Source organism: Streptomyces hawaiiensis, assembly GCF_004803895.1.
Classification (GTDB): Bacteria; Actinomycetota; Actinomycetes; order Streptomycetales; family Streptomycetaceae; genus Streptomyces; species Streptomyces hawaiiensis.
Map to the genome: position 1 here is coordinate 5,463,770 of NZ_CP021978.1, position 25,578 is coordinate 5,489,347.

The 25,578-nt window shown below is 71.9% G+C and carries 26 protein-coding genes and 1 pseudogene; 9 read left to right on the forward strand and 18 right to left on the reverse strand.

Annotated features, from left to right (window positions below):
- Positions 1 to 24: 24 nt before the first annotated feature.
- Positions 25 to 1,301, forward strand: a pseudogene (locus tag CEB94_RS25335) (thymidine phosphorylase).
- Between the two features lie 82 nt (positions 1,302 to 1,383).
- On the opposite strand, the gene CEB94_RS25340 reads toward CEB94_RS25335, so the two are convergent.
- Positions 1,384 to 2,316 (reverse strand): AEC family transporter, encoded by a 933-nt coding sequence (locus tag CEB94_RS25340; RefSeq protein WP_246111912.1) that lies wholly within the window; start codon positions 2,314 to 2,316, stop codon positions 1,384 to 1,386.
- Positions 2,317 to 2,439: 123 nt separating this feature from the next.
- Here CEB94_RS25340 and CEB94_RS25345 point away from each other — a divergent pair, with 123 nt between their 5' ends.
- The gene (locus CEB94_RS25345) at positions 2,440 to 2,826 is read left to right on the forward strand and encodes an STAS domain-containing protein (RefSeq protein ID WP_175434384.1); all 387 of its coding nucleotides are present in this window, start codon (positions 2,440 to 2,442) and stop codon (positions 2,824 to 2,826) included.
- On the opposite strand, the gene CEB94_RS25350 is transcribed toward CEB94_RS25345, so the two are convergent.
- From CEB94_RS25350 to CEB94_RS25360, 3 genes are all read right to left on the reverse strand, one after another.
- Positions 2,710 to 3,726, reverse strand: a complete 1,017-nt coding sequence (locus tag CEB94_RS25350) for a sigma-70 family RNA polymerase sigma factor (protein ID WP_175434385.1) — start codon at positions 3,724 to 3,726, stop codon at positions 2,710 to 2,712. The genes CEB94_RS25345 and CEB94_RS25350 overlap by 117 nt on opposite strands.
- 151 nt (positions 3,727 to 3,877) lie before the next feature.
- Entirely contained in the window at positions 3,878 to 5,032 is a 1,155-nt protein-coding gene (gene dnaN / locus CEB94_RS25355) for a DNA polymerase III subunit beta (RefSeq protein WP_175434386.1), read from the reverse strand.
- Positions 5,033 to 5,127: 95 nt separating this feature from the next.
- Positions 5,128 to 6,402, reverse strand: coding sequence for an MFS transporter (locus CEB94_RS25360; protein WP_175434387.1), 1,275 nt, complete (start codon positions 6,400 to 6,402; stop codon positions 5,128 to 5,130).
- 63 nt (positions 6,403 to 6,465) lie between these two features.
- On the opposite strand from CEB94_RS25360, the gene CEB94_RS25365 reads away from it, so the two are divergent.
- A complete protein-coding gene (locus CEB94_RS25365) occupies positions 6,466 to 7,428 on the forward strand; it encodes a LysR family transcriptional regulator (RefSeq protein WP_175434388.1) in 963 nt (320 codons plus the stop codon).
- A gap of 93 nt (positions 7,429 to 7,521) precedes the next feature.
- Here CEB94_RS25365 and CEB94_RS25370 read toward each other — a convergent pair whose 3' ends face one another.
- A complete protein-coding gene (locus CEB94_RS25370; protein WP_175434389.1) occupies positions 7,522 to 8,280 on the reverse strand; it encodes an alpha/beta hydrolase family protein in 759 nt (252 codons plus the stop codon).
- Positions 8,281 to 8,403: 123 nt separating this feature from the next.
- Between CEB94_RS25370 and CEB94_RS25375 the strand changes: the two genes are divergently transcribed.
- Together CEB94_RS25375 and CEB94_RS25380 are read left to right on the forward strand one after the other, a co-directional pair.
- Complete coding sequence (locus CEB94_RS25375) at positions 8,404 to 9,561, forward strand: adenosine deaminase (RefSeq protein ID WP_175434390.1); 1,158 nt, start codon at positions 8,404 to 8,406, stop codon at positions 9,559 to 9,561.
- 139 nt (positions 9,562 to 9,700) lie between these two features.
- A complete protein-coding gene (locus tag CEB94_RS25380) occupies positions 9,701 to 10,057 on the forward strand; it encodes an ATP-binding protein (RefSeq protein WP_175434391.1) in 357 nt (118 codons plus the stop codon).
- Positions 10,058 to 10,156: 99 nt separating this feature from the next.
- On the opposite strand, the gene CEB94_RS25385 is transcribed toward CEB94_RS25380, so the two are convergent.
- The 5 genes from CEB94_RS25385 to afsQ1 form a co-directional block, all read right to left on the reverse strand.
- Positions 10,157 to 10,369, reverse strand: coding sequence for a PspC domain-containing protein (locus CEB94_RS25385; RefSeq protein ID WP_175434392.1), 213 nt, complete (start codon positions 10,367 to 10,369; stop codon positions 10,157 to 10,159).
- A gap of 62 nt (positions 10,370 to 10,431) precedes the next feature.
- Positions 10,432 to 11,016 (reverse strand): VanZ family protein, encoded by a 585-nt coding sequence (locus CEB94_RS25390; protein ID WP_175434393.1) that lies wholly within the window; start codon positions 11,014 to 11,016, stop codon positions 10,432 to 10,434.
- An 85-nt stretch (positions 11,017 to 11,101) separates the two neighbouring features.
- On the reverse strand, positions 11,102 to 11,722 hold the full coding sequence (locus tag CEB94_RS25395; RefSeq protein WP_175434394.1) for a hypothetical protein: 621 nt from the start codon (positions 11,720 to 11,722) through the stop codon (positions 11,102 to 11,104).
- Entirely contained in the window at positions 11,719 to 13,323 is a 1,605-nt protein-coding gene (locus CEB94_RS25400) for a sensor histidine kinase (RefSeq protein WP_175434395.1), read from the reverse strand. The genes CEB94_RS25395 and CEB94_RS25400 overlap by 4 nt, the downstream gene beginning before the upstream one ends.
- On the reverse strand, positions 13,320 to 13,997 hold the full coding sequence (afsQ1, locus tag CEB94_RS25405) for a two-component system response regulator AfsQ1 (protein ID WP_175434396.1): 678 nt from the start codon (positions 13,995 to 13,997) through the stop codon (positions 13,320 to 13,322). The genes CEB94_RS25400 and afsQ1 overlap by 4 nt, the downstream gene beginning before the upstream one ends.
- A gap of 237 nt (positions 13,998 to 14,234) precedes the next feature.
- On the opposite strand from afsQ1, the gene CEB94_RS25410 reads away from it, so the two are divergent.
- Positions 14,235 to 15,008, forward strand: coding sequence for a SigE family RNA polymerase sigma factor (locus tag CEB94_RS25410; protein ID WP_175434397.1), 774 nt, complete (start codon positions 14,235 to 14,237; stop codon positions 15,006 to 15,008).
- A gap of 170 nt (positions 15,009 to 15,178) precedes the next feature.
- On the opposite strand, the gene CEB94_RS25415 is transcribed toward CEB94_RS25410, so the two are convergent.
- Both CEB94_RS25415 and CEB94_RS25420 read right to left on the reverse strand, forming a co-directional pair.
- The gene (locus CEB94_RS25415; RefSeq protein ID WP_175434398.1) at positions 15,179 to 16,132 is read right to left on the reverse strand and encodes an IS481 family transposase; all 954 of its coding nucleotides are present in this window, start codon (positions 16,130 to 16,132) and stop codon (positions 15,179 to 15,181) included.
- 106 nt (positions 16,133 to 16,238) lie between these two features.
- On the reverse strand, positions 16,239 to 16,943 hold the full coding sequence (locus CEB94_RS25420) for a uridine kinase family protein (protein WP_381103054.1): 705 nt from the start codon (positions 16,941 to 16,943) through the stop codon (positions 16,239 to 16,241).
- A gap of 56 nt (positions 16,944 to 16,999) precedes the next feature.
- On the opposite strand from CEB94_RS25420, the gene CEB94_RS25425 reads away from it, so the two are divergent.
- Positions 17,000 to 17,395, forward strand: coding sequence for a hypothetical protein (locus tag CEB94_RS25425; protein ID WP_175434400.1), 396 nt, complete (start codon positions 17,000 to 17,002; stop codon positions 17,393 to 17,395).
- Between the two features lie 180 nt (positions 17,396 to 17,575).
- On the opposite strand, the gene CEB94_RS25430 is transcribed toward CEB94_RS25425, so the two are convergent.
- From CEB94_RS25430 to deoC, 3 genes are read right to left on the reverse strand one after another with little or no spacing between them, the layout of a single operon-like run.
- On the reverse strand, positions 17,576 to 18,460 hold the full coding sequence (locus tag CEB94_RS25430) for an aldehyde dehydrogenase family protein (protein ID WP_175434401.1): 885 nt from the start codon (positions 18,458 to 18,460) through the stop codon (positions 17,576 to 17,578).
- The gene (locus CEB94_RS25435; RefSeq protein ID WP_175434402.1) at positions 18,453 to 19,889 is read right to left on the reverse strand and encodes an aldehyde dehydrogenase family protein; all 1,437 of its coding nucleotides are present in this window, start codon (positions 19,887 to 19,889) and stop codon (positions 18,453 to 18,455) included. The genes CEB94_RS25430 and CEB94_RS25435 overlap by 8 nt, the downstream gene beginning before the upstream one ends.
- 5 nt (positions 19,890 to 19,894) lie before the next feature.
- A complete protein-coding gene (gene deoC / locus CEB94_RS25440; RefSeq protein ID WP_175434403.1) occupies positions 19,895 to 20,857 on the reverse strand; it encodes a deoxyribose-phosphate aldolase in 963 nt (320 codons plus the stop codon).
- A gap of 125 nt (positions 20,858 to 20,982) precedes the next feature.
- Between deoC and CEB94_RS25445 the strand changes: the two genes are divergently transcribed.
- Entirely contained in the window at positions 20,983 to 21,687 is a 705-nt protein-coding gene (locus CEB94_RS25445) for a PH domain-containing protein (protein WP_175434404.1), read from the forward strand.
- A gap of 69 nt (positions 21,688 to 21,756) precedes the next feature.
- The gene (locus CEB94_RS25450) at positions 21,757 to 22,116 is read left to right on the forward strand and encodes a DUF6204 family protein (protein ID WP_175434405.1); all 360 of its coding nucleotides are present in this window, start codon (positions 21,757 to 21,759) and stop codon (positions 22,114 to 22,116) included.
- A gap of 36 nt (positions 22,117 to 22,152) precedes the next feature.
- On the opposite strand, the gene CEB94_RS25455 is transcribed toward CEB94_RS25450, so the two are convergent.
- From CEB94_RS25455 to CEB94_RS25465, 3 genes are all read right to left on the reverse strand, one after another.
- On the reverse strand, positions 22,153 to 23,790 hold the full coding sequence (locus CEB94_RS25455; protein WP_175434406.1) for a phospho-sugar mutase: 1,638 nt from the start codon (positions 23,788 to 23,790) through the stop codon (positions 22,153 to 22,155).
- 335 nt (positions 23,791 to 24,125) lie between these two features.
- Positions 24,126 to 24,950: a purine-nucleoside phosphorylase gene (locus CEB94_RS25460; RefSeq protein ID WP_175434407.1), complete on the reverse strand. Its 825-nt coding sequence runs from the start codon at positions 24,948 to 24,950 to the stop codon at positions 24,126 to 24,128.
- A 106-nt stretch (positions 24,951 to 25,056) separates the two neighbouring features.
- Positions 25,057 to 25,494, reverse strand: a complete 438-nt coding sequence (locus CEB94_RS25465; RefSeq protein ID WP_175434408.1) for a gamma-glutamylcyclotransferase family protein — start codon at positions 25,492 to 25,494, stop codon at positions 25,057 to 25,059.
- Between the last annotated feature and the right edge of the window lie 84 nt (positions 25,495 to 25,578).

The window sequence follows — 25,578 nt, forward strand, 5'->3', positions numbered from 1 at the left end:
GGAAGGGAAAGCCAAGCCATGGCCATGGACGTCATCTCCGTCATCCGCACCAAGCGGGACCGCGGCGAGCTCAGCGACGCGCAGATCGACTGGGTCATCGACGCGTACACCCGCGGGGAGGTCGCCGACGAGCAGATGTCCGCTCTCGCCATGGCGATCCTGCTGAACGGCATGAACCGCCGCGAGATCGCCCGCTGGACGGCCGCGATGATCGCCTCCGGCGAGCGCATGGACTTCTCGTCCCTGTCCCGCCCGACCGCCGACAAGCACTCCACAGGCGGCGTCGGCGACAAGATCACCCTGCCGCTGGCCCCCTGGTCGCCGCCTGCGGCGCGGCCGTCCCCCAGCTGTCGGGCCGCGGCCTCGGCCACACCGGCGGCACCCTGGACAAACTGGAGTCGATCCCCGGCTGGCGCGCCCTGCTGTCGAACGAGGAGATGCTCTCGGTGCTGGACGGCACCGGCGCGGTGATCTGCGCGGCGGGCGACGGCCTGGCCCCCGCCGACAAGAAGCTCTACGCCCTCCGCGACGTCACCGGCACGGTCGAGGCGATCCCGCTGATCGCCTCCTCGATCATGTCGAAGAAGATAGCCGAGGGCACGGGCTCCCTGGTCCTGGACGTGAAGGTCGGCACCGGCGCCTTCATGAAGACGATCGAGGACGCCCGCGAGCTGGCCTCCACCATGGTCGGCCTGGGCACGGACCACGGCGTGAAGACGGTCGCGCTCCTCACGGACATGGCCACTCCCCTCGGCCTGACCGCCGGCAACGCCCTGGAGGTCCGCGAGTCGGTGGAGGTCCTGGCGGGCGGCGGCCCGGCGGACGTGGTCGAGCTGACGATCGCCCTGGCCCGCGAGATGCTCGACGCGGCCGGAGTGAAGGACGCCGACCCGGCGAAGGCCCTGGCTGACGGCTCGGCGATGGACGTCTGGCGCCGCATGATCGCGGCCCAGGGCGGCGACCCGGACGCGGAACTGCCGGTGGCCCGCGAGCAGCACGTCATCAAGGCCCCGGCCTCGGGCGTCCTGACCCGCCTCGACGCCTACGGCATCGGCGTCGCCGCCTGGCGCCTCGGCGCGGGCCGTGCCCGCAAGGAGGACCCGGTCCAGGCGGGCGCGGGCATCGAGATGCACGCCAAGCCCGGCGACCAGGTCACCGAGGGCCGGCCCCTCCTGACCCTCCACACGGACACCCCGGACCGCTTCGAGTACGCCCTCCAGGCGGTCGAGGGCTCCTACGACATCGCCGCGCCGGGAACGGACTTCACGGCGTCGCCGGTGGTGCTGGAGCGGATCGCCTGACCAGGGGGTTCCCTCTCGGGTGAACGGGACCGGTGAACCCCCGCCGGTCCCGTTCGGCTCGGGCGACTTGGCCGTAGCCCAGTCACCCCAGCACCGCCGCCACCACCACCAACACCGGCACCGCCAGAACCGTCGACAGCAGGATCGCCTCCCTCGCCAGCACCTCGCCCACCCGGTAGCTGCTCGCATACGTGAACAGGTTCTGGGCCGCCGGTAGCGCCGACGTCACCACCACGTCGAGCAGGGATGCCCCGTCAAGGCCGAAGACGCCCGCTGCGAGAGCCCAGGCGACCAGCGGCTGGACGACCGCCTTGAGGGTCACGGCGAGGAGGACAGGGGCCCGTTCCGCGCCGCGCAGCGGAAGTGTGCTGCCGTGCAGGGAGATGCCGAAGGCCAAGAGCACCGCCGGCACCGACATGTTGCCGATCAGGGTCAAGGGGTCCATCAAAGGGCCCGGCACCGTGAGGCCCGACGCCGAGACCGCCACCCCCGCCAGGGAGCCCAGGGCTATCGGATTGCGCAGCGGCGTGAGCAGCCGCTGCCACAGGGGCCGCTGCTCCTCGCCGCTCACCAGGTCCAGGACCGTCAGCGCCACCGGTGTGACCCCGACCAGCTGGAACAGCAGCACCGGCGCGACCAGCGACGCGTCGCCCAGCACGTACACGGCGATCGGGATGCCCAGGTTCCCGGAGTTGACGTAGCTGGAGCACAGAGCGCCGATCGTCGTCCGGCCCACGCCCCAGCCGCGCGCCGCACCCACCGCCACGAAGACCCCGGCCGCCGCTGCCGTGCTCATCGCCGTGACCAGCAGCCGGTCGGAGAAGATCACGGACAGGTCGGCCTGCGCCAGGGTCGTGAAGAGCAGCGCCGGGGACGCCACGTGGAACGCCAGCTTGGTCAGGACCTCACGGCCACCGCCGCCCAGATACCCCCGGCGCCCGATCAGATAGCCGACGCCGATGACGACGGCGATGACCGCGAACCCGCTCAGCACCCCCGCACGGCGCCTCACCACCGGTGAAGAGGGCATCGGGCAGCACGGCCGGGGCAGATGGTTGGGGCATACAGCCAACCCTCCGGGGAAGGCACTGCCCGGGTCAATGTGATCCTCACGGCGCCGACAGGACGGACAGTCGCGATGAGTTACAGCCGCCCGCCCGGTCTACCGATCGTGGACGCCATGACACCGCCCGTGCTCGTACTGCCCGGCCCCGTCACCCCGGACGAGGTGAGAGGGCTCAGCGACGATGTGCGGGCACTGCTGCACGGCAGCGGTGCCCGGGTCGTGGTGTGCGATGTCGCGGGCCTGGGACCGCCGGGGCTCGCCGCCGTCGACCTGCTGGCGAGGCTCCAGCTGGCCGCCCGCCGGGCCGGGGGCCGGATCCGGCTGCGCGACCCCGACCCGTCCCTACGCGCCCTGCTCGACCTGGTCGGTCTCCGCTTCGAGGTGGAGGGGGAGGCCGAACAGCGGGAACCAGCGCTGGGTGTCGAGGAAGCAGTGGAACCCGGTGATCCGGCCCTCTGAGATCTCCAGTACCTGGACCGCCCACGGCGTGAAGCCGCCCTTCTCGGGGTCCGGCTTGTACTGGGCGAACCCCGGCAGGCCGTTGGCCTGGACGGGCACCAACCGGGAGCCCGCGCAGGGCGCGCCGAGGGTGGTCATGAAGCCGGTGATGTCTCGCGTGCCGGTCAGCCACAGGTCGAACGGCGGCATCGTCATGACCGCGTCCTCGTGCAGCAGGGCCGTCAGCGCCGTCATGTCGTAGCCCTCGAAGGCCGCCACATAGCGGTCCAGCAGCTTCTGCTGGTCATCGTCCAGCGGGTCGGCGACGGCCGCGTCCGCGCCCGGCTCCTGCCGCTCGGCCAGGGTCGCGCGGGCCCGCTGCAGGGCGCTGTTCACCGACGCCACCGAGGTGTCCAGCAGCTCGGCGACCTCACTGGCCTTCCAGGCGAGGACCTCGCGCAGGATCAGCACGGCCCGCTGCTTGGCCGGGAGCTGCTGCAGAGCGGCCATGAAGGCGAGCCGCACGGACTCCTTGGCGATCGCCGCCTCCGCCGGATCCTCGGTCGTGGGCAGCACACGGGCGTCCGGCATGGGCTCCAGCCAGGTGTTGTCCGGTCGGGGGGAGAGGGCCGCCTGGGCGAGCGGGGTGGACTCGGTCAGGTCCATGGGCCGGGCGCGCTTGTTGCCCGCGGTCAGCATGTCCAGGCACACGTTGGTCGCGATGCGGTAGAGCCAGGAGCGCAGGCTGGAGCGGCCCTCGAACTTGTCGTAGCTGCGCCAGGCGCGGACCATCGTGTCCTGCACCGCGTCCTCGGCCTCGAAGGAGGAGCCGAGCATCCGGTAGCAGTACCCCGTCAGCTCGGTTCGGTGTGCCTCCAGCCTGATGTCCAGGTCCGTCGGTGTCGCCGTGCCGTTCGCCATCTCCACCCACCCCTGTGGACGTTCTGTTCACGCGCCTTCGCGCCCCAGCACTTCGGAAGCTACCGCAGCCCACTGACAACGGCCCCCCGAGCGCACGAAAGCGCAGGTGGAAGCAGGTGATCCAGACCGGCTGCGGCAGGTACGCGGGCCTTCACAGCAGCTCCTTGACCGACATGAGCAGATGTCGGTGCTCCCCGGCCGCCGCGGCCGTAGCCGCCTCCCCGTCGCCCGGCACGGCGTGCAGCAGCGCCCGCTGCCCCGCCCCGAGCAGTTCCAGTCGTACCCGCGGGCTCTCGAAGGACGTCAGCGCGTCCAGCAGGTAGGCCGGGTTGAACGCCACCGGCATCTGGTCGGCGCCGCTCAGCGTGGCGGGCAGCCGCTGGGCCGCCACGTCGTCCCCGTAGCCGGCGCGCAGCCGTACGGATCCGCCGGCCGAGAAGTCCAGCCGCACCGGACTGTTCGCCTCCGCCACCACCGCGACCCGCCGCACCGCCTCGGCGAGCCCCTCGCGCTCCACCTCGGCGACCGCGGCCCCTGCCATGTCGAACAGCGTCGTGTACGCCGGCAGCCGCCCGTCCAGCAGCCGCAGCGCGGTCCGTGTCCGCCCGCCCTCGAACCCGACCAGCCCGCCGCCCCCGCCCGGCTCCCACCCGATCCGCACGTCCCCGCCACGCCCCAGCGACCGCGCCACGTCCAGCAGCCGCCGCGCGGGCAGCAGGGTCTCCACGGCCACGCCCTCGCCGGCGTCCGCGGCCTCCGGCTTCCACCCCAGCCGCCGCACCGCGTACCGGTAGCGGTCCGAGGCCGCCAGGGTCATCTCCCCGCCGTCGAGGCGCAGTTGGACCCCCGTCAGCAGGGGCAGTGTGTCGTCGCGCCCGGCGGCGACCGCGACCTGGGCGACGGCGGTCGCGAAGGCGGCGGCGTCGACGGTGCCGTAGGGCGCGGGCGGGGCGGGCAGGGACGGGTACTCCGCGAGCGGCAGCGTCGACAGCCCGAAGCGCGTGCCGTCCGCCTCCACGGTGAACCGCGAGGCCTCCAGCACACAGCCCACCGGCCCGTCCGGCAGTACCCGGCAGACGTCCAGCAGCCGCCGCCCGAGGACGAGCACCCGCCCCGAAGCCGTGACCTCCGCGTCGGCCTCCACCCGCACCGCCGCCTCGAAGTCGAACCCCGTCACGGACAGCCGCCCCGCGTCCGCCTCCAGCAGCAGCCCGCCCAGCACCGGCACCGGTGTCCGCCCGGGCAGCGCGCGCGCCGCCCGGCCCACGGCGTCGGCGAACTCCGTACGGTCGACCCGGAACTCCATGAAAAATTTCCCTGCTCGGTCCGGTGATCAGCCGGTGCGGACGGTATCCGCACCCACTGACAACCGGCCCCGACCAGGGGGGATGCTCTCGATGCTCAGGCGGCCGTGGCCAGTTGGCGACGCTGCAGCCGTGCCGCCCGGGTCCCGAAGACGGTGATCGTCACGACGCCCAGGACCGCCAGGAGCCCGACCCCGACCGTCCCGGCCCAGCCCCCCGCGTGGAAGGCGATCGCGCCGACCGTGCTGCCCGCGCTGGAGCCGATGTAGTACGCGGACTGGTACAGCGCCGAGGCCTGGGCGCGGCCGTGCGTGGCCGTCTTGCTGACCGCCGAGGAGGCGACCGCGTGGCCCGCGAAGAAGCCCCCCGTGATGAGGACCAGACCCAGCAGGACCAGCGGGAGGGAGCCCGCCAAAGACAGCAGGAGGCCCGCCGCCGTCGTGCCGCCCGCCGCGTACAGCGCGCCCCGGCGGCCCAGCCGCCCGACCAGCCGGCCCGCGGTCGACGCCGACACCGTGCCGACCAGGTACACCAGGAAGATCGAGCCGATGACGCCCTGCGGCAGCGAGAACGGGGCCTCGGTCAGCCGGTAGCCGATGACCGTGTACACGCCGCCGAACACCGTCATGAACAGCGCGCCGATCGCGTACAGCCGGCACAGCAGCGGGTTGGACAGATGGCCGCGGACCGTCCGGCCCAGGACGCGCGGCCGCAGCGAACCGGCCTTGAAGTGCTTCGGGGCGGGCAGCAGCAGCCGGAAGGCCACCGCACACGCCACCGCGATCACACCGATGACACCGACGGCGACCCGCCAGCCCCACTCCTGCGCGACCCAGCCGGTGATGACCCGGCCGCTCATCCCGCCCACGCTGTTGCCCGCGACGAACAGTCCGATCGCGGTGACCAGCGCCTTCGGGCTGACCTCCTCCGCGAGATACGCCGTCGCCGACGCCGGCAGCCCGGCCAGGGCGGCACCCTGCAGCGCCCGCAGCGCGATCAGCACACCGAGGGAGGGGGCCAGCGGCACCAGCAGCCCGAGCGTGACGGCCACGGCCAGCGACGCGGTCATGACCGCACGGCGTCCGAAGCGCTCCGACAGGGCGCTCATCGGCAGCACGAACAACGCCAGCCCGCCCGTCGCGGCGGCCACGGTCCAGCTCGCGTCGCTCGCCGCCACCCCGAACTCGCCGGAGATCAGCGGGAGCAGCGCCTGGGTGGAGTAGAGCAGCGCGAAGGTCGCGACACCCGCGAGGAAGAGGGCGAAGCTCATCCGGCGGTAGCCGGGTCCGCCCGGGGAGACACGTGAGTCGGCGGCAGGAACAGAGGCATCGGCGCCCACGACGGTGGACGCCTTGGTACTGGCGGGAGACATGCCTCGAAACTACGGACGCCCCTACTCATCCGTCCAATGCATGGAACGGTCATAATCGTTCCCATGGTGCATCAACCGAGCTCACAGCCCCGCCTGTCACCAAGCAGTGACACAGAAGACATGGCAGAGATGTCGAAGGTGCTGGCGCCGCGCCTCGCGTACTTCGCGGGCGTCGCCCGCACCGAGCACGTCACCCGCGCCGCCCAGGAGATGAACGTCCCCCAGTCGACACTGTCCCGGTCCATGGTTCGCCTGGAGCAGGACCTGGGCGTCGACCTCTTCGCCCGGCACGGCCGCACGGTCTCCCTCACCCCGGCCGGCCGCACCTTCCTCGCCTCCGTCGAACGCGCCCTGGCCGAGGTCGAGCGCGCCGCCGAGGAGGTGCGCGCCGACGCCGACCCGGCCACCGGCAAGGTCGCCTTCGGCTTCCTGCACACCATGGGCGCCGAGACCGTCCCGGGCCTTCTGCACGCCTTCCGCGCCGACCACCCGCGCGTCCGCTTCAGCCTCGTCCAGAACTACGGCGAGGCCATGCTGGAACGCCTTCGCGCCGGTGAGCTCGACCTGTGCCTGACGTCCCCGGTGCCGGACGCCCCCGACCTGGTGGCCCGCCGCCTGGACGAGCAGAAGCTGCGCCTGGTCGTCCCCGCCGACCATTCCCTGGCCGGCCGCCGCCGCATCCGCCTCGCCGAGGCGGCGGACGAAACCTTCGTCACCCTGGAACCCGGCTACGGCCTGCGCCGCATCACCGACGACCTCTGCAAGGAGGCCGGCTTCAAGCCCCGTATCGCCTTCGAGGGGGAGGAGGCGGAAACCCTGCGGGGCCTGGTGGCGGCGGGCCTGGGCGTGGCCCTCCTGCCCCCGCCGGCGGTCCCGCGCCCGGGCGTGGTGGAACTGACGGTCACGGCCCCCCGGGCGGCCCGTGAGATCGGAGTGGCCTGGCTGGAGGGCCACCCGGACACGCCGCCGGTAGCAGCCTTCAAAAGGTTCCTGCTCTCAAGAAGGGGCAGTCTGCTCCCCACCTAGGAGCGCGGGGCTGTGTCGATCTGCGGCTCCGCCGCGTGGGCGCGACAAGCCCCATGCAACCCGCACAGGCCGATGAACCGGCACCCAACGGCGCTACCGCCTCGAAGGGCTGAACCCCGCAGCGAGCGGCATCCGCAACCCCAACGGCGGCGGCGCGGCGAACGCGTCCCGCACGGGCCGCGACACCGGCCGCCCGAACACCGCCCCCATAACGAAGTCCTCGGCCAGAGCCAGAACTTCGTCCCGGTACTGGTGCAACCCGTGGCCGTCCGCGTGCACTTCGAACCGGCACACGTCCCGGTTCGCCTTCTTCGCCCGCGCCGCCAGCCGGAACGACAGCTCGGGGTCCGTCCGCCCGTCGCTCGTGCCGTGCACGATCAGCACCTGGCGTCCGACCAGCTGCTTCACCGGTTCGGGTGGCGCCGCGACGTCCTCCTCCGGCAGCCAAGGGGCGAGCGCCAGCACGGAGTTGACGGCCTCGTGGCCACCCGCCCGCAACCCCGCCCGGCCGCCCATCCCGAGCCCGACGAGGCAGACCGGGACGTCCCCGTAGCGCCGGACGATCTCGTCGGCCGCCCAGGTCGCGTCCTGTGCGAGATTGGCCTCGCCGCCGTTCCACCCGCGGTAGCGGTAGTGCACCACGTGCACGGCGAGACCCTCGTCCCGGCCCGCGCGGGCCAGCCGGCGCCCGACGCCGCGCACGGAGGCGGCCGCCAGCAGGGGCGACGGCCTGCGGCCGGAGACCTCGTCGCCGCCGGGGAGCAGCAGCACCACGCCGCTCACCGCCGTCGGCTCCGGACCGAGTGCCCTGCCCAGCCGGGCCCTGCGAACCGGCGTCGCTTGGTGTGCCATGACAGAACAGTGTCAGAAGCGCGGGTGTACTCGACCCGTCCTTGGGATCACCGTTACGTATCGACGAAAACGCAAAGCATCCGGGAACGCGCCATCTACGCGCGTAGGAGTTAGAGTGCGGAAATGACGAGCCAGCCCATCGCGAACACCCCGACACCGGACCAGATCCGCCGGGCGCCCAAGGTTCTGCTGCACGACCACCTCGACGGCGGTCTGCGCCCCGGCACGATCGTCGAACTCGCCCGCGGGAGCGGCTACTCGCAGCTCCCCGACACCGACCCGGAGAAGCTCGGCGTCTGGTTCCGCGAAGCCGCCGACTCCGGTTCCCTGGAGCGGTACCTGGAGACGTTCTCCCACACCGTCGGCGTCATGCAGACCCGCGACGCCCTGGTCCGGGTCGCCGCCGAGTGCGCCGAGGACCTGGCCGCGGACGGCGTCGTCTACGCCGAGGTGCGCTACGCCCCCGAGCAGCACCTGGAGGGCGGCCTCAGCCTCGAAGAGGTCGTCGAGGCCGTCAACGAGGGCTTCCGGGAGGGGGAGCGGCGCGCACGGGAGAACGGCCTGCGCATCCGCGTCGGTGCACTGCTCACCGCCATGCGGCACGCGGCCCGCGCCCTGGAGATCGCCGAACTCGCCAACCGCCACCGCGACCTGGGGGTGGTGGGTTTCGATATCGCGGGTGCCGAGGCCGGCTACCCGCCCACCCGGCACCTCGACGCCTTCGAGTACCTCAAGCGCGAGAACAACCACTTCACCATCCACGCCGGTGAGGCCTTCGGCCTGCCCTCCATCTGGCAGGCCCTGCAGTGGTGCGGCGCCGACCGGCTCGGGCACGGTGTGCGGATCATCGACGACATCCAGGTCCACGAGGACGGCCGGGTCGAACTCGGCCGGCTGGCCTCCTACGTCCGGGACAAGCGCATCCCGCTGGAGCTGTGCCCGAGCTCCAACCTCCAGACCGGGGCAGCGTCCTCGTACGCCGAGCACCCCATCGGTCTGCTGCGCCGGCTGCACTTCCGGGCCACGGTCAACACCGACAACCGCCTGATGTCCCACACCAGCATGAGCCGGGAATTCGAGCACCTTGTCGAGGCGTTCGGTTACACGCTCGACGACATGCAGTGGTTCTCCGTCAATGCGATGAAATCATCGTTCATTCCTTTCGATGAACGACTGGCCATGATCAATGACGTGATCAAGCCCGGATATGCCGAGCTGAAATCCGAATGGCTGTTCCGTCAGACCGCTTCCACCAGCGGTTCTGGCTCCTCGGACGGCTGATTCGGGGGTATTCGGCGCACAGTGAATGCGGGCGGTGTTCACCATCCGTCCGCATTTCGATGTTTGCGGCGGACGGGGCCGCGTGATTACGGTCGCTGAACCGCTCACACCCCGTCATCCCGTTACGAGGACGCATTTCATGAAGCAGTCTGCTGCCAAGACCCTCGGTGTCGCCGCTCTCGGTGCCGCCTTCGCCGCCGCCGGTGCGGGTGCCGCCAACGCCGCCCCGGCCCTCCCGGACACCGCCCAGACGATGGAGACCGTCACCGCGGCGCTCCCGGCGGAGCAGCTCTCCCAGACGCTGCCGGCGGGCTCGGGTGAGGCGGTGGGCCAGGGACAGACCCTGGCCGGTACTGGTCTCGCCGCCGCCCAGCCGGTCGCCGGGCAGCTGCTCGCCCAGGGCCCGACCGGCCCGGCCGCCAAGCTGCTCGGCGGGCTCCCGGTGCAGGACCTGCCCACGCAGGGCCTGCCGGTGAACGGCGTGCCGGTCGCCTGACCCTCCCGCCGAGGCGGACACACACGCCGAGGCGGACACACACGCCGATGGGGCGCACCTGCACGGGGTGCGCCCCATCGGCGTTCTCACGCACGGGCGTTACCAGGCCGTCTGGGCCTTGCCGTGCGTCTTGTCCTCGGAGGGCAGCAGGATCCACAGCGCGATGTAGAGCAGGAACTGCGGGCCGGGCAGCAGGCACGAGATCAGGAAGATCACCCGCATCGTCGTCGCGGAGGTGCCGAAGCGTCGTGCGAGCGCGGCGCACACTCCGCCGATCATGCGGCCGTGGGTGGGGCGGACGGGGCGGGACATGTGCGACTCCTTCGTGAGGGTGTGTGAGGCCTCTCGTCCGAGTACCCCATCTGCACTCCACGCTACGGAGACGAAGGGGGCAAAGCGTCGCTCCACGGGGCGATCCCGACCCTGGGAATCGTCGGGGTCCGACCCTGAGCCGACTCCTCCGGGGGGAGGGGCGTACGGAGCAGGTGGGTGATGGTGCGCCGACGCAACCAGGAGCGGCCCGCCGGGACCAGCGCGAGATGCGCGAGGGCCACGCCCGCGGTGTTCAGGAACAGCGAGTCGACGTCGACGACCTGACCGGGCACGCCGGTCTGCAGCAGTTCGATGCACCACGACAGCAGGGCACCGGCCGCGACGGTGCGCAGCAGGGAGGCCAGCGGCGAGACGACCAGCCTGCCGCTCACCATCGGCAGCAGTACACCCAGCGGGGCGAGCAGCGCCAGCTTCTCGCCGATCCGGCGGGCCGCTTCGAGCCAGCCCAGGGCGAGATCGGCCCGGATGCCGGCGAACGGCCGCAGATTGGCGGGCATCACCCAGGGCACGTCCAGCGGCCGCAGCGTGAACCAGGCGACGAACGCGAGGTGTACGACGAGGAGGACACCTCCTGTCACACGGATGCGGAACGCGGCGCTGCCGCCGATGGAGCCTTGACGCTGCACGCCCCCCTAGACGCCCCCTCCGGCCGGATCGGTTCCGGGACGGGGCCGGGTAGGCATGTGAGGCATGCGCCACAGCCCGGGCGGGTCACTCCCCGGCCACGTCCTTCGACGGCGGTTCCGTGCTGCCGGGCCGCGCCCGCACCTCGTCGGTGCACTCGTAGCGGCGCGGGGCCTCGGCGCCGGGCCCGCCCAGGACCACCGAGCCGTCGCCCTCGGCCGCCGCCGAGTCGGAGAAGGTGCAGACGACCTGTGCGAGGGCGTAGGAGGTGAGACCGGCCGGTGCCGTGCTCAGCCGCAGCGTGTCCTCCGGGTCGCCGGGACGCGGCCCGCCGACGATGATGCCGCCGCGGACGTCCGTGCTGTAGCCGGCTTCCTTCTCGGCGGTCGACGGCGGTGTGGCGAGCTGGTCCAGCAGGCCCTGCGCGACGAGCATGCGCCGCTCGGAGTCGGCCGCGCCGTCCGGGACCCGCACCGTCCGGTCGACGGTCACCAGCGAGGACCCGCACAGCAGGAACACCTGCACCGGCAGCCCCCGGGCGGCCTGCGTGGAGACGTCCGGCTCGCTGAGCGAGCACTGCACCCGCGAGGGCGCGGGCCCGAAGTTCGTCGGCACCTCCGTGGCCCGGATGCCGCAGCCGGCCAGCAGGACGGCGAACGCCGCAACGGCCAGCAGACGAGACACGGCCGCGAGACGTGCGGTCCTCATGCGTCCCCCTTCGAGTCCTCGCCCTGGGGCCGGTCGGTGTCGCCCCCGGGCTCCAGGTCGTCCTCGGCGGGCTCCTCCTCCGCGGGGGAGGAGCCGCGCGGGAGCCGCAGCGTGAACACCGCGCCCGAGTCGGGCGAGTTGGCCGCGGTGATCTCACCGCCGTGGATGTGGGCGTTCTCCAGCGCGATGGACAGCCCCAGACCGCTGCCCTCGGAACGCGGCCGGGAGGCGCTGGCCTTGTAGAAGCGGTCGAAGACGTGCGGCAGGACGTCCTCCGGAATGCCGGGCCCGTGGTCCCGCACCGCGATGACGATCGAGTCGTCCGCCTCCCGCACGGACACCCGCACCGGGGAGCCGCCGTGCTTGAGCGCGTTGCCGATGAGGTTGGCCAGGATGACGTCCAGGCGACGCGGATCCAGGCGGGCGTGCAGGCCGCGCTCGGCGTCCAGCTCGACCGCGTCCAGCCAGGCGCGGGCGTCGATGCAGGCGGTGATCTGGTCGGCGAGGTCGACGTCGTCCAGGACGAGCCGGGCGGTGCCCGCGTCGAAGCGGGTGACCTCCATCAGGTTCTCGACCAGGTCGTTCAGCCGCCGCGTCTCGCTGACCACCAGCCGCACGGCGGGCTCGATCATCGGGTCCATGCTGCCGGTCTCCGCCTCCAGCTCCTCCTCGAGCACCTCCGTCACGGCGGTGATCGCGGTGAGCGGCGTACGCAGCTCATGGCTCATGTCCGCCACGAACCGCCGGGACGCCTCGTCGCGGGCGGCCATGTCGGCGACCCGCTTCTCCAGCGCCTCGGCCGCGTTGTTGAACGTCCGTGACAGATCGGCGAGTTCATCGGTCCCGGACACCCGCAGCCGGGTGTCGAGCTTGCCCTCGCCGAGCCGCCGCGCGGCCGCCCCGAGCCGCTGCACCGGCTTCAGCACGGTCGTCGCCGCGGCCTGCGCGAGCAGCGCCGAGCCGATCAGCGCGAGCCCCGTGGCGATGCCCAGCGACCAGGCCAGCGAGTTGAGGTCCTTGGCCTCCGGCTCCAGCGACTTGAGCATGTAACCGGTCGGGCCGCCGCCGATCACGCGCGTACCGGCCACCAGATACGGCGTGTCGTGGTCGACTATCCGCTGCCAGTACAGGTGGTGCGGGTGCTTGTCGGCCCCGTCCGGCTTCTGCGTCTTGTTGACCGCCGTGCGCAGCGAGACCGGCACGTCGCGCAGCGAGAAGCCGTTCAGCCCGCCGGAGCTGCCGTAGACGGTCCTGCCCTCGGTGTCGCGGCCGACCAGCAGCACGCTGAAGCGCTGGTCGCTGCCCGCCATCTGGCCCGCTGTGTGCTGCAGCTCGTCCTGCGTGGGACGTGCGGGCAGAGCGCCCGCCCGGTTCTGCATCTCCTGCTCGAAGTCGCGCAGCACGGCGTCCTGGGTACGGGTGAGCACGGCCTCGCGGTTGAGCCAGTACGCGATCGCGGACGCGGACACGGCGGCCGTCAGGGCCACCAGGCCGAAGACGACGACCAGTCGCAGCCGCAGGCTGGTGAAGCGCAGCCGCGACAGAACTCCCTTGCGCGCCCCGGTCCAGCCGCGGGCCCCCCCTTGGTGCGCCTGGGTCACTGAGGCGCGTCCAGCCGGTAACCGACACCCCGCACGGTACGGATCAGCGTCGGGGACGACGGCACGTCCTCGACCTTGGCGCGCAGCCGCTGGACACACGCGTCCACGAGCCGCGAGTCGCCCAGGTAGTCGTGCTCCCACACCAGCCGCAGCAGTTGCTGCCGGGACAGCGCCTGGCCCGGCCGCCGGCTCAGCTCCAGCAGCAGCCGCAGCTCGGTCGGCGTGAGCTGGAGGTCCTCACCGTTCTTCGTCACGGTCATCGCCGAGCGGTCGATGACGAGGCTGCCGAAGCTCGCCGCGTCGTTCGACTCCCGCTCGCCGCGCCGCAGCACGGCCCGGATCCGGGCGTCGAGCACCCGCCCCTGCACCGGTTTGACGACATAGTCGTCGGCGCCGGACTCCAGCCCGACCACCACGTCGATGTCGTCGCTGCGCGCGGTCAGCAGGATGATCGGCAACTGGTCCGTGCGCCGGATGCGCCGGCACACCTCGAACCCGTCGATGCCGGGCAGCATCACGTCCAGCACGATCAGATCCGGCCGCTGCTCGCGCAAGAGCTTCAGACCGTCCTCACCGGTGGCAGCGGTCGCCACGCGGTGACCCTGGCGCGTCAGTGAGAGCTCCAGGGCCGTCCGGATGGCGTCGTCGTCCTCGATCAGCAACAGGGAAGGCACGCGCTCATTCTGGCCCATGGAGGGCTCGGGGTTCGACCGGTGGGGCCCACTCGGTGCGGCCGGTACCGCCGACGCGTGTGTACGACCTGTGATCGACCTGTGGCCGACCCCTGTGACAGGTCTGTGACAGTCGGCGGACACGGCCATGAAAGTGCGGCGGCAAGCTTCTCGGCACAGGCAAGGAAGCCCGCCCCATCGGCGGGCCGCACACCGGAAGTCCACGACGGGGGGCGCGAGATGAACACGCTGCACGGCATCAGCACCAGCGCAGTTGTCACGCGTCTGCACGACGTGCACCGGGGTTCCGAGAAGTCCGGTGCCGTGAGCGGGCGGGGGTGCGCTCGCGGCACCGGGCGTCAGCACACCGCCTACATGACGGTGGTTGACGCACCCACGGGGGAGATCAACAAGGGGTCCGCGGCCGCAGCCGCCGCGGGCACCGCCGGGGGAGCAGCGTACGGGGAGGGCTCGGGGGAGCGCCGTTCGCTGACGGAGGCGGAGTTCACCGCCTACGTCCAGGAGCGCCGCGCCTCCCTGTACGCAACCGCCTACCACCTGACCGGTGACCGCTTCGAGGCCGAGGACCTGCTGCAGAGCGCGTTGTTCTCGACCTACCGGGCGTGGGAGCGGATCAGTGACAAGGCGGCGGTCGGCGGATACCTCCGCCGCACCATGACCAACCTGCACATCAGCGCCTGGCGGCGCCGCAAGCTCAACGAGTACCCGACCGAGGAACTGCCGGAGACGGCCGGCGACACGGACGCGATGCGCGGCACCGAGCTGCGCGCGGTCCTGTGGCAGGCCCTGGCCCGGCTGCCCGAACTCCAGCGCACCATGCTGGTCCTGCGCTACTACGAGGGCCGCACGGACCCGGAGATCGCGGAGATCCTCGACATCAGTGTCGGCACGGTGAAGTCCAGCATCTGGCGGTCGCTCCGCCGGCTGCGCGAGGACGAGGTCCTCAGCTTCGGCCGTGACGAGGAGGACGCCTTCGGCGAGCTCGTCGCCTGAAGGCCCGGGGGGGGAGCACCACAAGGGGGCCCACGGGGGAACTGGGGAGACGCTGGGGGGCGTCTCCACAGGAGGGTGGGGACTCGGGGGAGAACAACGGGGGAGTACAGGAGCGGGGCTGGAGGGCCGGGGGGTCCGTCCAGTCCCGCTTTTCTTTGTGCCCTGACCGGCTAGGTGTATTGACCCACAGGGTTGTTGACGCGGCTGATCGGGGGTTGGCCTCCGAGTGCGGTGTGGCAGCGATGGTAGTTGTAGGTGTGCAGGAAGGTGTCGAGGGCTGCGGTCCGCTCGTCGTTGCTGGTGTAGGGCTGTAGGTAGGCCCACTCGTCGAGCAAGGTGCGGTTGAAGCGTTCGACCTTGCCGTTCGTCTGGGGTCGGTAGGCGCGGGTCAGCTTTCCTGTGGCGCCGATCTCAGCGAGGGCCTGCTTCCAGGCCAGTCCCTTGCGGTAGGCCCAGGCGTTGTCGGTGAGGACCCGCTCGACTGCGGTGATGCCGTGCGCGTGGAAGAACGCGGCCGCGCGGGTGAGGAAGCCCGCGCAGGTCGCGACCTTCTCGTCCGCCTGGATCTCGCTGTAGGCGAGGCGGGAGTGGTCGTCGACGGCGGAATGGACGTAGTCGAAGCCCATCCCGCGGATGGGGCGGCCGGCGTCGCGGCCGCGGACTTTGTGGCCACCGCCGTCGGGTATCCGGCCGAGTTTCTTCACGTCGACGTGGATCAGCTCGCCCGGGCGGTCGCGTTCGTAGCGGCGGATCACGGTGCCGGTGGGCCGGTCGAGCCAGGCCAGCCGGTTGAGGCCATGGCGGGTCAGGATGCGATGCACGGTCGAGGCGGGCAGGCCCAGGACCGGGCCGATCCGGGCCGGCCCGAGCTTGCGGGCCCGCCGCAGCTCGCAGACTTCCCGCTCGGTGGCGGCGGGGGTGCGTTGCGGGGTCGTGAGCGGTCGGCTGGAACGGTCTGCCAGACCTGCCGAGCCTTCGGCCCGCCACCTGCGCACCCACTTGTGGGCAGTAGCCCGTGAAACACCGAGCTCGGCGGCGACATGCGCCACCGGCCGCCCGGAATGGACCCGCTCGACCAGCAGCCGCCTGCCATGAACGGTCAGCCGGGCATTACGGTGGGACACGAAGACCTCCTGTGCGGTGCAGTCCTAGACAGCTCCACCACACCGGAGGTCTTCGCCTTTGATCAACTCGAGCACCAGGTGTCAACAACGCTCGTGCTCAATACAGCTAGGCCGCCGTACGGAGGCTCGCGCACCGGCCGGCCGCCGCGGCCGCGAGCCGGCCCATCGCCTCGTCGCGGTCGCAGGCGTACGCGCCCAGTGCCGTCTGGCGGGCCACGATCGTGCGCTCCTGCCGCATCAGGCGCCAGCCGCGGCGCAGCAGGAACGGCACCGACTTGCGGCCCTCCTTCAGGTCCCGCAGGAAGCGGCGGCGGAAGGTCTTCACCGGGCCGCGGCTCAGGCACAGCGCGTCGGCGAGGACGCCGAGTTCGCGGCAGCGCGTGACGATCTCCGCGGCGAAGATGCCCTCCGCGATGAACAGCGGGGTCCGTCCGATGTCGACCGTCTCGCCGCCGGTGCGGGCGCTGAGCGAGAGGTCGTAGACGGGTACCTCTGTGCGGCCCGTGCGGCACAGCCGGACGATCGCGGCGACGGCCGTGTCCGCGTCCCAGGAGTCCGGATGGTCCCAGTCGATGTCGGAGCTCTCCGCCACCAGGGGCAGAGTCGGGTCGTCGCCCTCCTTGTAGAAGTCGTCGAGTCGCAGCACCGGGAGGCCGGAGCGGGCCGCGAGGAGGGACTTGCCGGAGCCGGAAGGGCCGCAGAGCAGCACGACTCGCGTCGGTATGGGCAGAGGGGAACTCACGGGACACCAGTGTGAGGCATCCATCGGGGGCCGTACGACCCCGCGGGTCGCCTTTGATGCGCGCGTCACATCTCAACTACCCTTCGTGTCGTTCTGATTACTCACAGCGTCAAGAGGTGGCAGTGATGACCCGACACGACTCATCCAAGAAGCCGACCGCCCAGCGTGCCCTGGCCGTCCTCGCGACCGCGGGCATGGCGCTGGGAGCGGGTGCGGCCACGGCCGCGGCGGGCACCGGTTCGGTCCTGGACATGGTCCACACCTCCATGGGGAAGACCGACCCCCGGGCGGGCCTGCAGGCCGCGAGCGACACCCTCGCCTACGCCACCGGCACGGCCACGGGCCTCAAGCCCAACCCCCTCGCCGGCACGGGAGTCGACCCGCTCGACAACAGCGTCGGCACCGAGGTCGCCGACTTCAAGCCGGTGACGTCCCGGGAGGTGACGGGGCCGGTGGCCCAGGCACCGTCGATCGGGGGCATCCCGGTGGTGGAGAGCGTGACCGAGCCGCTCTCGCGGTAAGTCACCGCGCCCGGAGTGGGACCTCCCGCAATCGCGACGACACCGAGCCGGTCCGTCACGGTGACCGTGAGCCGGCTCGACGGCATCGGACAGCGGCTCGGCATCTGAGGCTGGCGCGGAGAAGCCCCGGGTCTCCTGGACGGGGGAGGACCGGGGCTTCCGTACCGAGGGGGTGCGGGGCTAGTACGAGGAACCCGACGCGCCCAGTGACCCCGTGGGGTGCCAGACCGTCTTCGTCTCCAGGAACGCCGTCAGACGGTCGATGCCGGGAGTCTCGGCGTAATCCACAGGCTGTGGACGAAGAACGCGCTTGAGGTTGTCCGCCGCCGCGATCTCCAATTCCTTCGCCAGGACCTCGTCGGCGCCCGCGAGGTCGATCGCGTTGACGTCCTGGTGGGAGGCGAGCGGGGTCGCGATCTCCGCCGTGCGGCCCGAGAGGACGTTGACCACGCCGCCGGGGACGTCCGAGGTGGCCAGCACCTCGGCCAGGGACAGGGCGGGCAGCGGGGCGTTCTCGCTCGCCACCACGACCGCCGTGTTGCCCGTCGCGATCACCGGGGCGAGCACCGACACCAGGCCCAGGAAGGACGACTCCTGGGGGGCCAGGACCGCGACCACGCCCGTCGGCTCGGGGGAGGACAGGTTGAAGAACGGGCCCGCGACCGGGTTGCCGCCGCCGACCACCTGGGCGATCTTGTCGGTCCAGCCCGCGTACCAGACCCAGCGGTCGATCGTGGCGTCCACGACCGCCGCGGACTTGGACTTCGACAGCGCTTCGGCCTCGGCCACCTCACGGGTGAACTGGTCGCGGCGGCCCTCCAGCATCTCGGCGACGCGGTAGAGGACCTGGCCGCGGTTGTACGCCGTCGCCCCGGACCAGCCGCCGAACGCCTTGCGGGCCGCGACGACCGCGTCCCGGGCGTCCTTGCGGGAGGACAGGGGCGCGTTCGCCAGCCACTTGCCCTTCGAGTCCGTCACCTCGTACACCCGGCCGCTCTCGGAACGCGGGAACTTCCCGCCGACGTACAGCTTGTAGGTCTTCAGGACGTTGAGCCGATCAGACATCGAGGTACGCCTCCAGGCCGTGGCGGCCGCCCTCGCGGCCGAAGCCCGACTCCTTGTAGCCGCCGAACGGCGACGTCGGGTCGAACTTGTTGAACGTGTTGGACCAGACGACACCCGCGCGGAGCTTGTTCGCGACCGCGAGGATGCGGGAGCCCTTCTCCGTCCAGATGCCGGCGGAGAGGCCGTACGGCGTGTTGTTGGCCTTGGCGACCGCCTCGTCCGGCGTGCGGAACGTCAGCACCGACAGGACCGGGCCGAAGATCTCGTCCCGGGCGATCCGGTGCGCCTGGGTGACGTTCGTGAACAGCGTCGGGGCGAACCAGTAGCCGCTCTCCGGCAGTTCGCATGCCGGGGACCAGCGCTCGGCGCCCTCCGCCTCGCCCTGCTCGACGAGCGAGGTGATGCGGGTGAGCTGCTCCTCGGAGTTGATCGCGCCGATGTCCGTGTTCTTGTCCAGCGGATCGCCGAGGCGCAGCGTGGACAGACGGCGCTTCAGGGACTCCAGGAGCTCCTCCTGGATCGACTCCTGCACCAGCAGGCGGCTGCCGGCGCAGCAGACCTGGCCCTGGTTGAAGAAGATGCCGTTGACGATGCCCTCGACGGCCTGGTCGATGGGGGCGTCGTCGAACACGATGTTCGCGCCCTTGCCGCCCAGCTCCAGGGTGACCTTCTTGCGCGTCCCGGCGACCGTGCGCGCGATCTCCTTGCCGACGGCCGTGGAGCCGGTGAAGGCGACCTTGTTCACGTCCGGGTGCGCGATCAGCGCGGCACCCGCGTCGCCGTAGCCGGGGAGGATGTTGACGACGCCCCTGGGCAGGCCCGCCTGGCGGCAGATGTCCGCGAAGAACAGCGCCGACAGGGGCGTGGTCTCCGCCGGCTTCAGGACGACCGTGTTGCCGGTCGCGAGCGCCGGGGCGATCTTCCACGCCAGCATGAGGAGGGGGAAGTTCCAGGGGATGACCTGGCCCGCGACACCCAGCGGCATCGGGTTCGCGCCGAAGCCGGCGTGGTCGAGCTTGTCGGCCCAGCCCGCGTAGTAGAAGAAGTGCGCGGCGACCAGGGGCAGGTCCGCGTCGCGCGTCTCCTTGATCGGCTTGCCGTTGTCCAGGGTCTCCAGGACGGCCAGCTCCCGGCTGCGCTCCTGGATGATCCGCGCGATGCGGAACAGGTACTTGGCGCGCTCCGCGCCCGGCAGCGCCGACCACTTCTCGAACGCCCGGCGCGCGGCCTTCACCGCACGGTCGACGTCCTCGGAACCGGCCTGGGCGATCTCGGAGAGGACCTCCTCGGTCGCGGGCGAGACGGTCTTGAAGACCCGGCCCTCGGCCGCCTCCGTGAACTCGCCGTCGATGAACAGGCCGTAGGAGGGCGCGATGTCGACGATCGCGCGCGACTCGGGGGCCGGGGCGTATGCGAATACGGGTGCCATGGTGATCAGTCCACCGTCACGTAGTCGGGACCGGAGTAGCGGCCGGTGGCCAGCTTCTGGCGCTGCATCAGCAGGTCGTTCAGCAGCGAGGAGGCGCCGAAGCGGAACCAGTGGTTGTCCAGCCAGTCCTCGCCCGCCGTCTCGTTGACCAGCACGAGGAACTTGATGGCGTCCTTGGAGGTGCGGATGCCGCCGGCCGGCTTCACACCGACCTGGATGCCGGTCTGCGCCCGGAAGTCACGCACCGCCTCCAGCATGAGCAGCGTGTTCGCCGGGGTCGCGTTGACCGCGACCTTTCCGGTGGAGGTCTTGATGAAGTCCGCGCCCGCCAGCATCCCGAGCCAGCTCGCGCGCCGGATGTTGTCGTACGTCGACAGCTCGCCCGTCTCGAAGATGACCTTCAGGCGCGCGGAGGTCCCGCAGGCCTCCTTCACGGCGGTGATCTCGTCGTACACCTTCACGTACCGACCCGAAAGGAACGCTCCGCGGTCGATGACCATGTCGATCTCGTCGGCACCGGCGGCGACGGCGTCGCGCACGTCGGCCAGCTTGACGTCGAGCGCGGCGCGGCCGGCCGGGAACGCCGTGGCCACCGAGGCGACCTTCACGCCGGAACCGGCGACGGCCTCCTTGGCCACGGCCACCATGTCGGGGTAGACGCAGACCGCCGCGGTGGCGGGCGTCGTACGGTCCGTCGGGTCGGGCTTGGCCGCCTTCGCGCCGAGCGCCCGGACCTTGCCCGGGGTGTCCGCGCCTTCCAGCGTCGTCAGGTCGACCATCGAGATGGCGAGGTCGATGGCGTACGCCTTGGCGGTCGTCTTGATCGAACGGGTGCCGAGGGAGGCCGCACGGCCCTCCAGCCCGACCGCGTCGACGCCGGGGAGCCCGTGAAGGAAGCGGCGCAGCGCGCTGTCGGACGCGGCGACGTCCTTGAGGGGGTGAGCTGCGGTGAGTGCAGAACTGGGCATGGTCACCAGACGAGCATATCTACGCGCGTAGCGGCTGTACAGCCCTCCGGTTGTCTTCAGGCCGATCCGAACGACTGCCCTTGGGCGGATGTGGGACGTGCGGACGGGTCCGGCAGAATCGAGACATGACGAGCCCCGAATCCCAGTCGCCGGCGCCGCAGCCTCCGGAGCCCGAGTCCAAGGACCGGGTGTACCGGTCGGTTCCGGCCATCGCCGGTGGTGTGCTGCTGCTGGCCGTCGCCGGGTGGCTCGGCATCGACGCGGTGATCTCCGGGGAGGGGCGCACGCCGTGGCTGGCGCTCGCCGTGCTGCTCCTCGTCGTCCCGCTGATCGTCGCCTTCACCCTCAGGCCGGCCGTGTACGCCGGCGACGACCGCCTGCGGATCCGCAACCCCTTCCGCGTCGTCGTCCTGCCCTGGGGGCGGGTCGCCTCGCTGCGCTCCTCCTACTCGAACGAGGTCCTCACCGAGTCCGGCGCGAAGTACCAGCTGTGGGCCGTGCCGGTCTCGCTGCGCGCCCGCAAGAAGGCCGCCCGGCGCGAGATGCGGGCGACGGCGCAGGCACAGCGGGAAACGGGGCGGGAAGAGAGCCGCGGCAGCGCACTCGGGATGACCGCGGGGCTGCGGCACGGCCTGAGCCACGAGCCCGTGTCGGACGGGCCCGTGCGGGCGGAGACCGACCGGATCATGGACGAGCTGCGCGGGCTGCACGAGGCGCGGCACCAGGCGGAGTCGGCCCGGGGCGAAGTGACCGTGCGGTGGGCCTACGAGGTGCTGGCGCCGGCGGCCGCGGGGGCGGTACTGGTGCTGATCCTGCTGGCAGTGGGCTGACGGCCGGACCAGCGGGCCCGCTGCGAAAAGCGGTGGAACCGGTGCGCTCCCCGAGCCTAAATTCGGGGCATGAGCACCCGTACCTTTCGTGTCACCGTCCGAGGCGTCTTCGACGGGCTGAGCGCCGGGCAGCGGGCCGAGCTGCTGGAGCGGGCCGCGGAGCACGACGTGCTGCGCGCGGCCTTCACACCCGAGGGGAGCCTCACGTACGACGTGGCCGTGCGGCCCGCCTTCACCTTCCGCTTCCTGGACTCCGGGGAGGCCGAGGAGGACATCCTGGAGGCCACCGAACGGGCCGAGGAGTCGGCGCGAGCGTGGCTGGAGCAGCGCGGGTACGGCTACAAGAACCTCAGGTCCACCGCCGAGGACCTCTCCCAGGCGCCTCTCGGCAAGCGGCAGCGGCGGGAGGCCGCCCGGAAGAGTTCATGAGCCGTCGGCAGGGGGCGGTGGTGCGGGGCCTCGGCCTCAGATGCCCGCCGCCGTCGACAGGTCGCGCTTGATCGACTCCAGCAGCGCCGTCGCCTTCGCGCGGGCCGTGGGGAGGCCCTGGTGGGACCCCACCGGGATCACGACCTCCAGGTAGCACTTCAGCTTCGGCTCGGTGCCGCTCGGGCGGACGATCACCCGGGCGCCGTCGAGGGTGTAGCGCAGGCCGTCCGTGGGCGGGAGTTCGGCCGTGCCCTTGGTGAGGTCGTCGGTACGGGTGATCGGCAGGCCGGCCAGCTGCGTCGGGGGCTGTTCGCGCAGGCGGCGCATCGCGGCGGCGATGAGGGAGAGATCCTCCACGCGGACCGAGAGCTGGTCCGTCGCGTGCAGGCCGTGCTCCACCGCCAGGTCGTCCAGCAGGTCGAGGAGGGTGCGGCCCTCCTCCTTGAGCTGTGAGGCCAGTTCCGTGATCAGCAGCGCGGCCGTGATGCCGTCCTTGTCGCGTACGCCGTCGGGGTCCACGCAGTAGCCGAGGGCCTCCTCGTAGCCGTAGCGCAGGCCCTCGGCGCGGGCGATCCACTTGAAGCCGGTGAGGGTCTCGACGTGGGGGAGGCCCGCCTTCTCGGCGATACGGCCGAGGAGGGACGACGAGACGATCGACTCCGCGAAGGTGCCGGTCGCTCCGCGGCGGACCAGGTGGGCGGCGAGCAGGGCGCCGACCTCGTCGCCGCGCAGCATGCGCCAGTCGGGGCCGTCCGCTACGGCGACGGCGCAGCGGTCGGCGTCCGGGTCGTTGGCGATGATCAGGTCCGGGGCGGTCGCGCCGGCGCGTGCCGTCGCGAAGGCCAGGTCCATCGCGCCGGGTTCCTCCGGGTTGGGGAACGCGACGGTCGGGAACTCCGGGTCGGGCTCGGCCTGCTCCGCCACGAGGACGGGTTCCGGGAAGCCGGCGCGGGCGAAGGCGGCCAGGAGGACGTCCTTGCCGACGCCGTGCATCGCCGTGTACACCGTGCGGGCGGTGCGGGGGGAGTCCTCGGACAGGACGGCGTCCGTGCGCGCGAGGTAGGCGTCGAGGACGCTGTCGTCGAGGGTGTCCCAGCCCTCGGTGGGGCGCCGGACGGTGGTGAGGGACGGGACGGCGGCGATCTCCGCGGCGATGTCGATGTCCGCCGGGGGGACGATCTGGGAGCCGTCGCCGAGGTAGACCTTGTAGCCGTTGTCGCGGGGCGGGTTGTGGCTGGCCGTGACCTCCACGCCCGCGACCGCGCCGAGGTGCCTTATCGCGAAGGCGAGCACGGGGGTCGGCAGGGGGCGGGGGAGGACGGCCGCGCGCAGGCCGGCGCCGGTTATGACGGCGGCGGTGTCCTGGGCGAAGTCGTGGGACTTGTGGCGGGCGTCGTAGCCGATGACGACGAGGCCGTTGTCGTGGCCCTGCTTCTTGAGGTACGCGGCGAGGCCGGCGGCGGCGCGGATGACGACCGAACGGTTCATGCGCAGGGGGCCCGCGCCGAGTTCTCCGCGCAGGCCGGCGGTGCCGAACTGGAGGGTGCCGCCGAATCGGGCGGCGAGTTCGGCGTGCTCCCGGGCGTCGATGAGGCGGGCGAGCTCGGTGCGGGTTTCCGGGTCGGGGTCCTCGGTGAGCCACGCCTGGGCCTGTGCGATGAGTTCGTCGTGCACGGTCGGTGTCAGCCTCTCGGTTGTGGGTGGTGCCGGGGTGCCTGCGGCGGCCTGTGCGGGGCCGTGGGGGTGCGCGTAGCGCCTACCGGGGTGCGGTGGGTCGGGGCCGCGCCGGTGGGTGTCCGTCCTCGGAACGGCGCGATGGGGTCGGGTACCGACCAACCGTCCGTTGACGCGCCAACCTCTGCGGGCGGACACCCCCCGACACGTCCCCTTCTCGCCGTGGGCGGCCGCGGCTGCTTCTTGGCGCCGGCCGGCTGCAGCCGCCTAGGGGCGCGGGGAACTGCGCGACCAGCCACAACGGGCCCGCAGCCGCCCGCCCTGCCGAAGCCTTCTTACAGGCGGCCCAGGACCTGGGCCAGGAGCGAGCCCATGCGGGTGGCGGAGTCGCGGCCCGCCTGGAGGACCTCTTCGTGGTTCAGGGGCTCGCCCGTCATGCCCGCGGCGAGGTTCGTGACGAGGGAGATGCCCAGGACCTCGGCGCCCGCCTCGCGCGCGGCGATCGCCTCGAGGACCGTCGACATGCCCACCAGGTCCGCACCGATGACCCGGGCCATACGGATCTCGGCCGGGGTCTCGTAGTGCGGGCCGGGGAACTGGGCGTAGACGCCCTCCTCCAGGGTGGCGTCGACCTCCTTGCACAGGGCCCGCAGGCGCGGGGAGTACAGGTCGGTCAGGTCGACGAAGTTCGCGCCGATGATGGGGGAGGTGGCGGTGAGGTTGATGTGGTCGCTGATGAGGACCGGCTGGCCGGGGCGCATGCCCTCACGCAGGCCGCCGCAGCCGTTGGTGAGGACGATCGTCTTGCAGCCGGCCGAGACCGCGGTGCGGACGCCGTGGGCGACCGCGGCCACCCCGCGGCCCTCGTAGTAGTGCGTACGGCCCAGGAAGACCAGGGCGCGCTTGTCGCCGATCCGGTACGAGCGGATCTTGCCTCCGTGGCCCTCCACCGCCGGCGGCGGGAAACCGGGGAGCTCGGTGACCTGGAACTCGGCCTCGGGGGCGCCCAGGGCGTCCACGGCCGGGGCCCAGCCGGAGCCCATCACGAGGGCGACGTCGTGGGTCTCGGCGCCCGTGAGTTCGCGCAGGCGGGCCGCGGCGGCGTCGGCGGCCGCGTGAGGGTCGCCCTGGATGTCGTCCGGAAGAAGAGATGCGTTCACGCCGATGAGGGTAGCCGGTGAAAGCCTACGCGCGTAGATGGCAGAGCTCACGGGGTGGCGATCGTTGTCTTGTCGTTTCCGACGAGGCGGCTCGCGCGGGCGGCCGTCAGCAGGGGCGCTTGCGGAGCTCCATCACGTAGTCGTGAGGAGCGCCGGCCGACTCGGCCGCGTCGGCGATCTCGCCCAGGTAGCGGGCGGAGGGCAGGCCGCCCTCGTAGGCGTTCAGGGTGAAGGCCCAGGCGGAGTCCTCGCCGTCCAGGGTGTGGGCCCGTACGCGCGTACGACGGTAGATGTCCAGGCCCACGCCCTCCCAGCGGTCGAGCGACTCCTCGTCCATCGGGGCGATGTCGTACAGCGAGACGAAGACCTGGGACAGCGGGTCCTCCACGATCGTCGGCAGCGCGCCCTCCCAGCCCATGTGCTCGCCACCGAAGGTCAGCCGCCATCCGTTCAGCCAGCCGGTGGCGCGCAGCGGCGAGTGCGGGGCGCGGCGGGACATCAGCCGCGCGTCGAGGTTGCCGGCGTACGCGGCGTAGAGCGACATGGGGAGAGGGTACGGCAGGTGCCCCGGCGTCACTGTCGTAACAACAGGCGTTCGGCGGGGCCCCGGGGCGGTGGCACCTTGAGC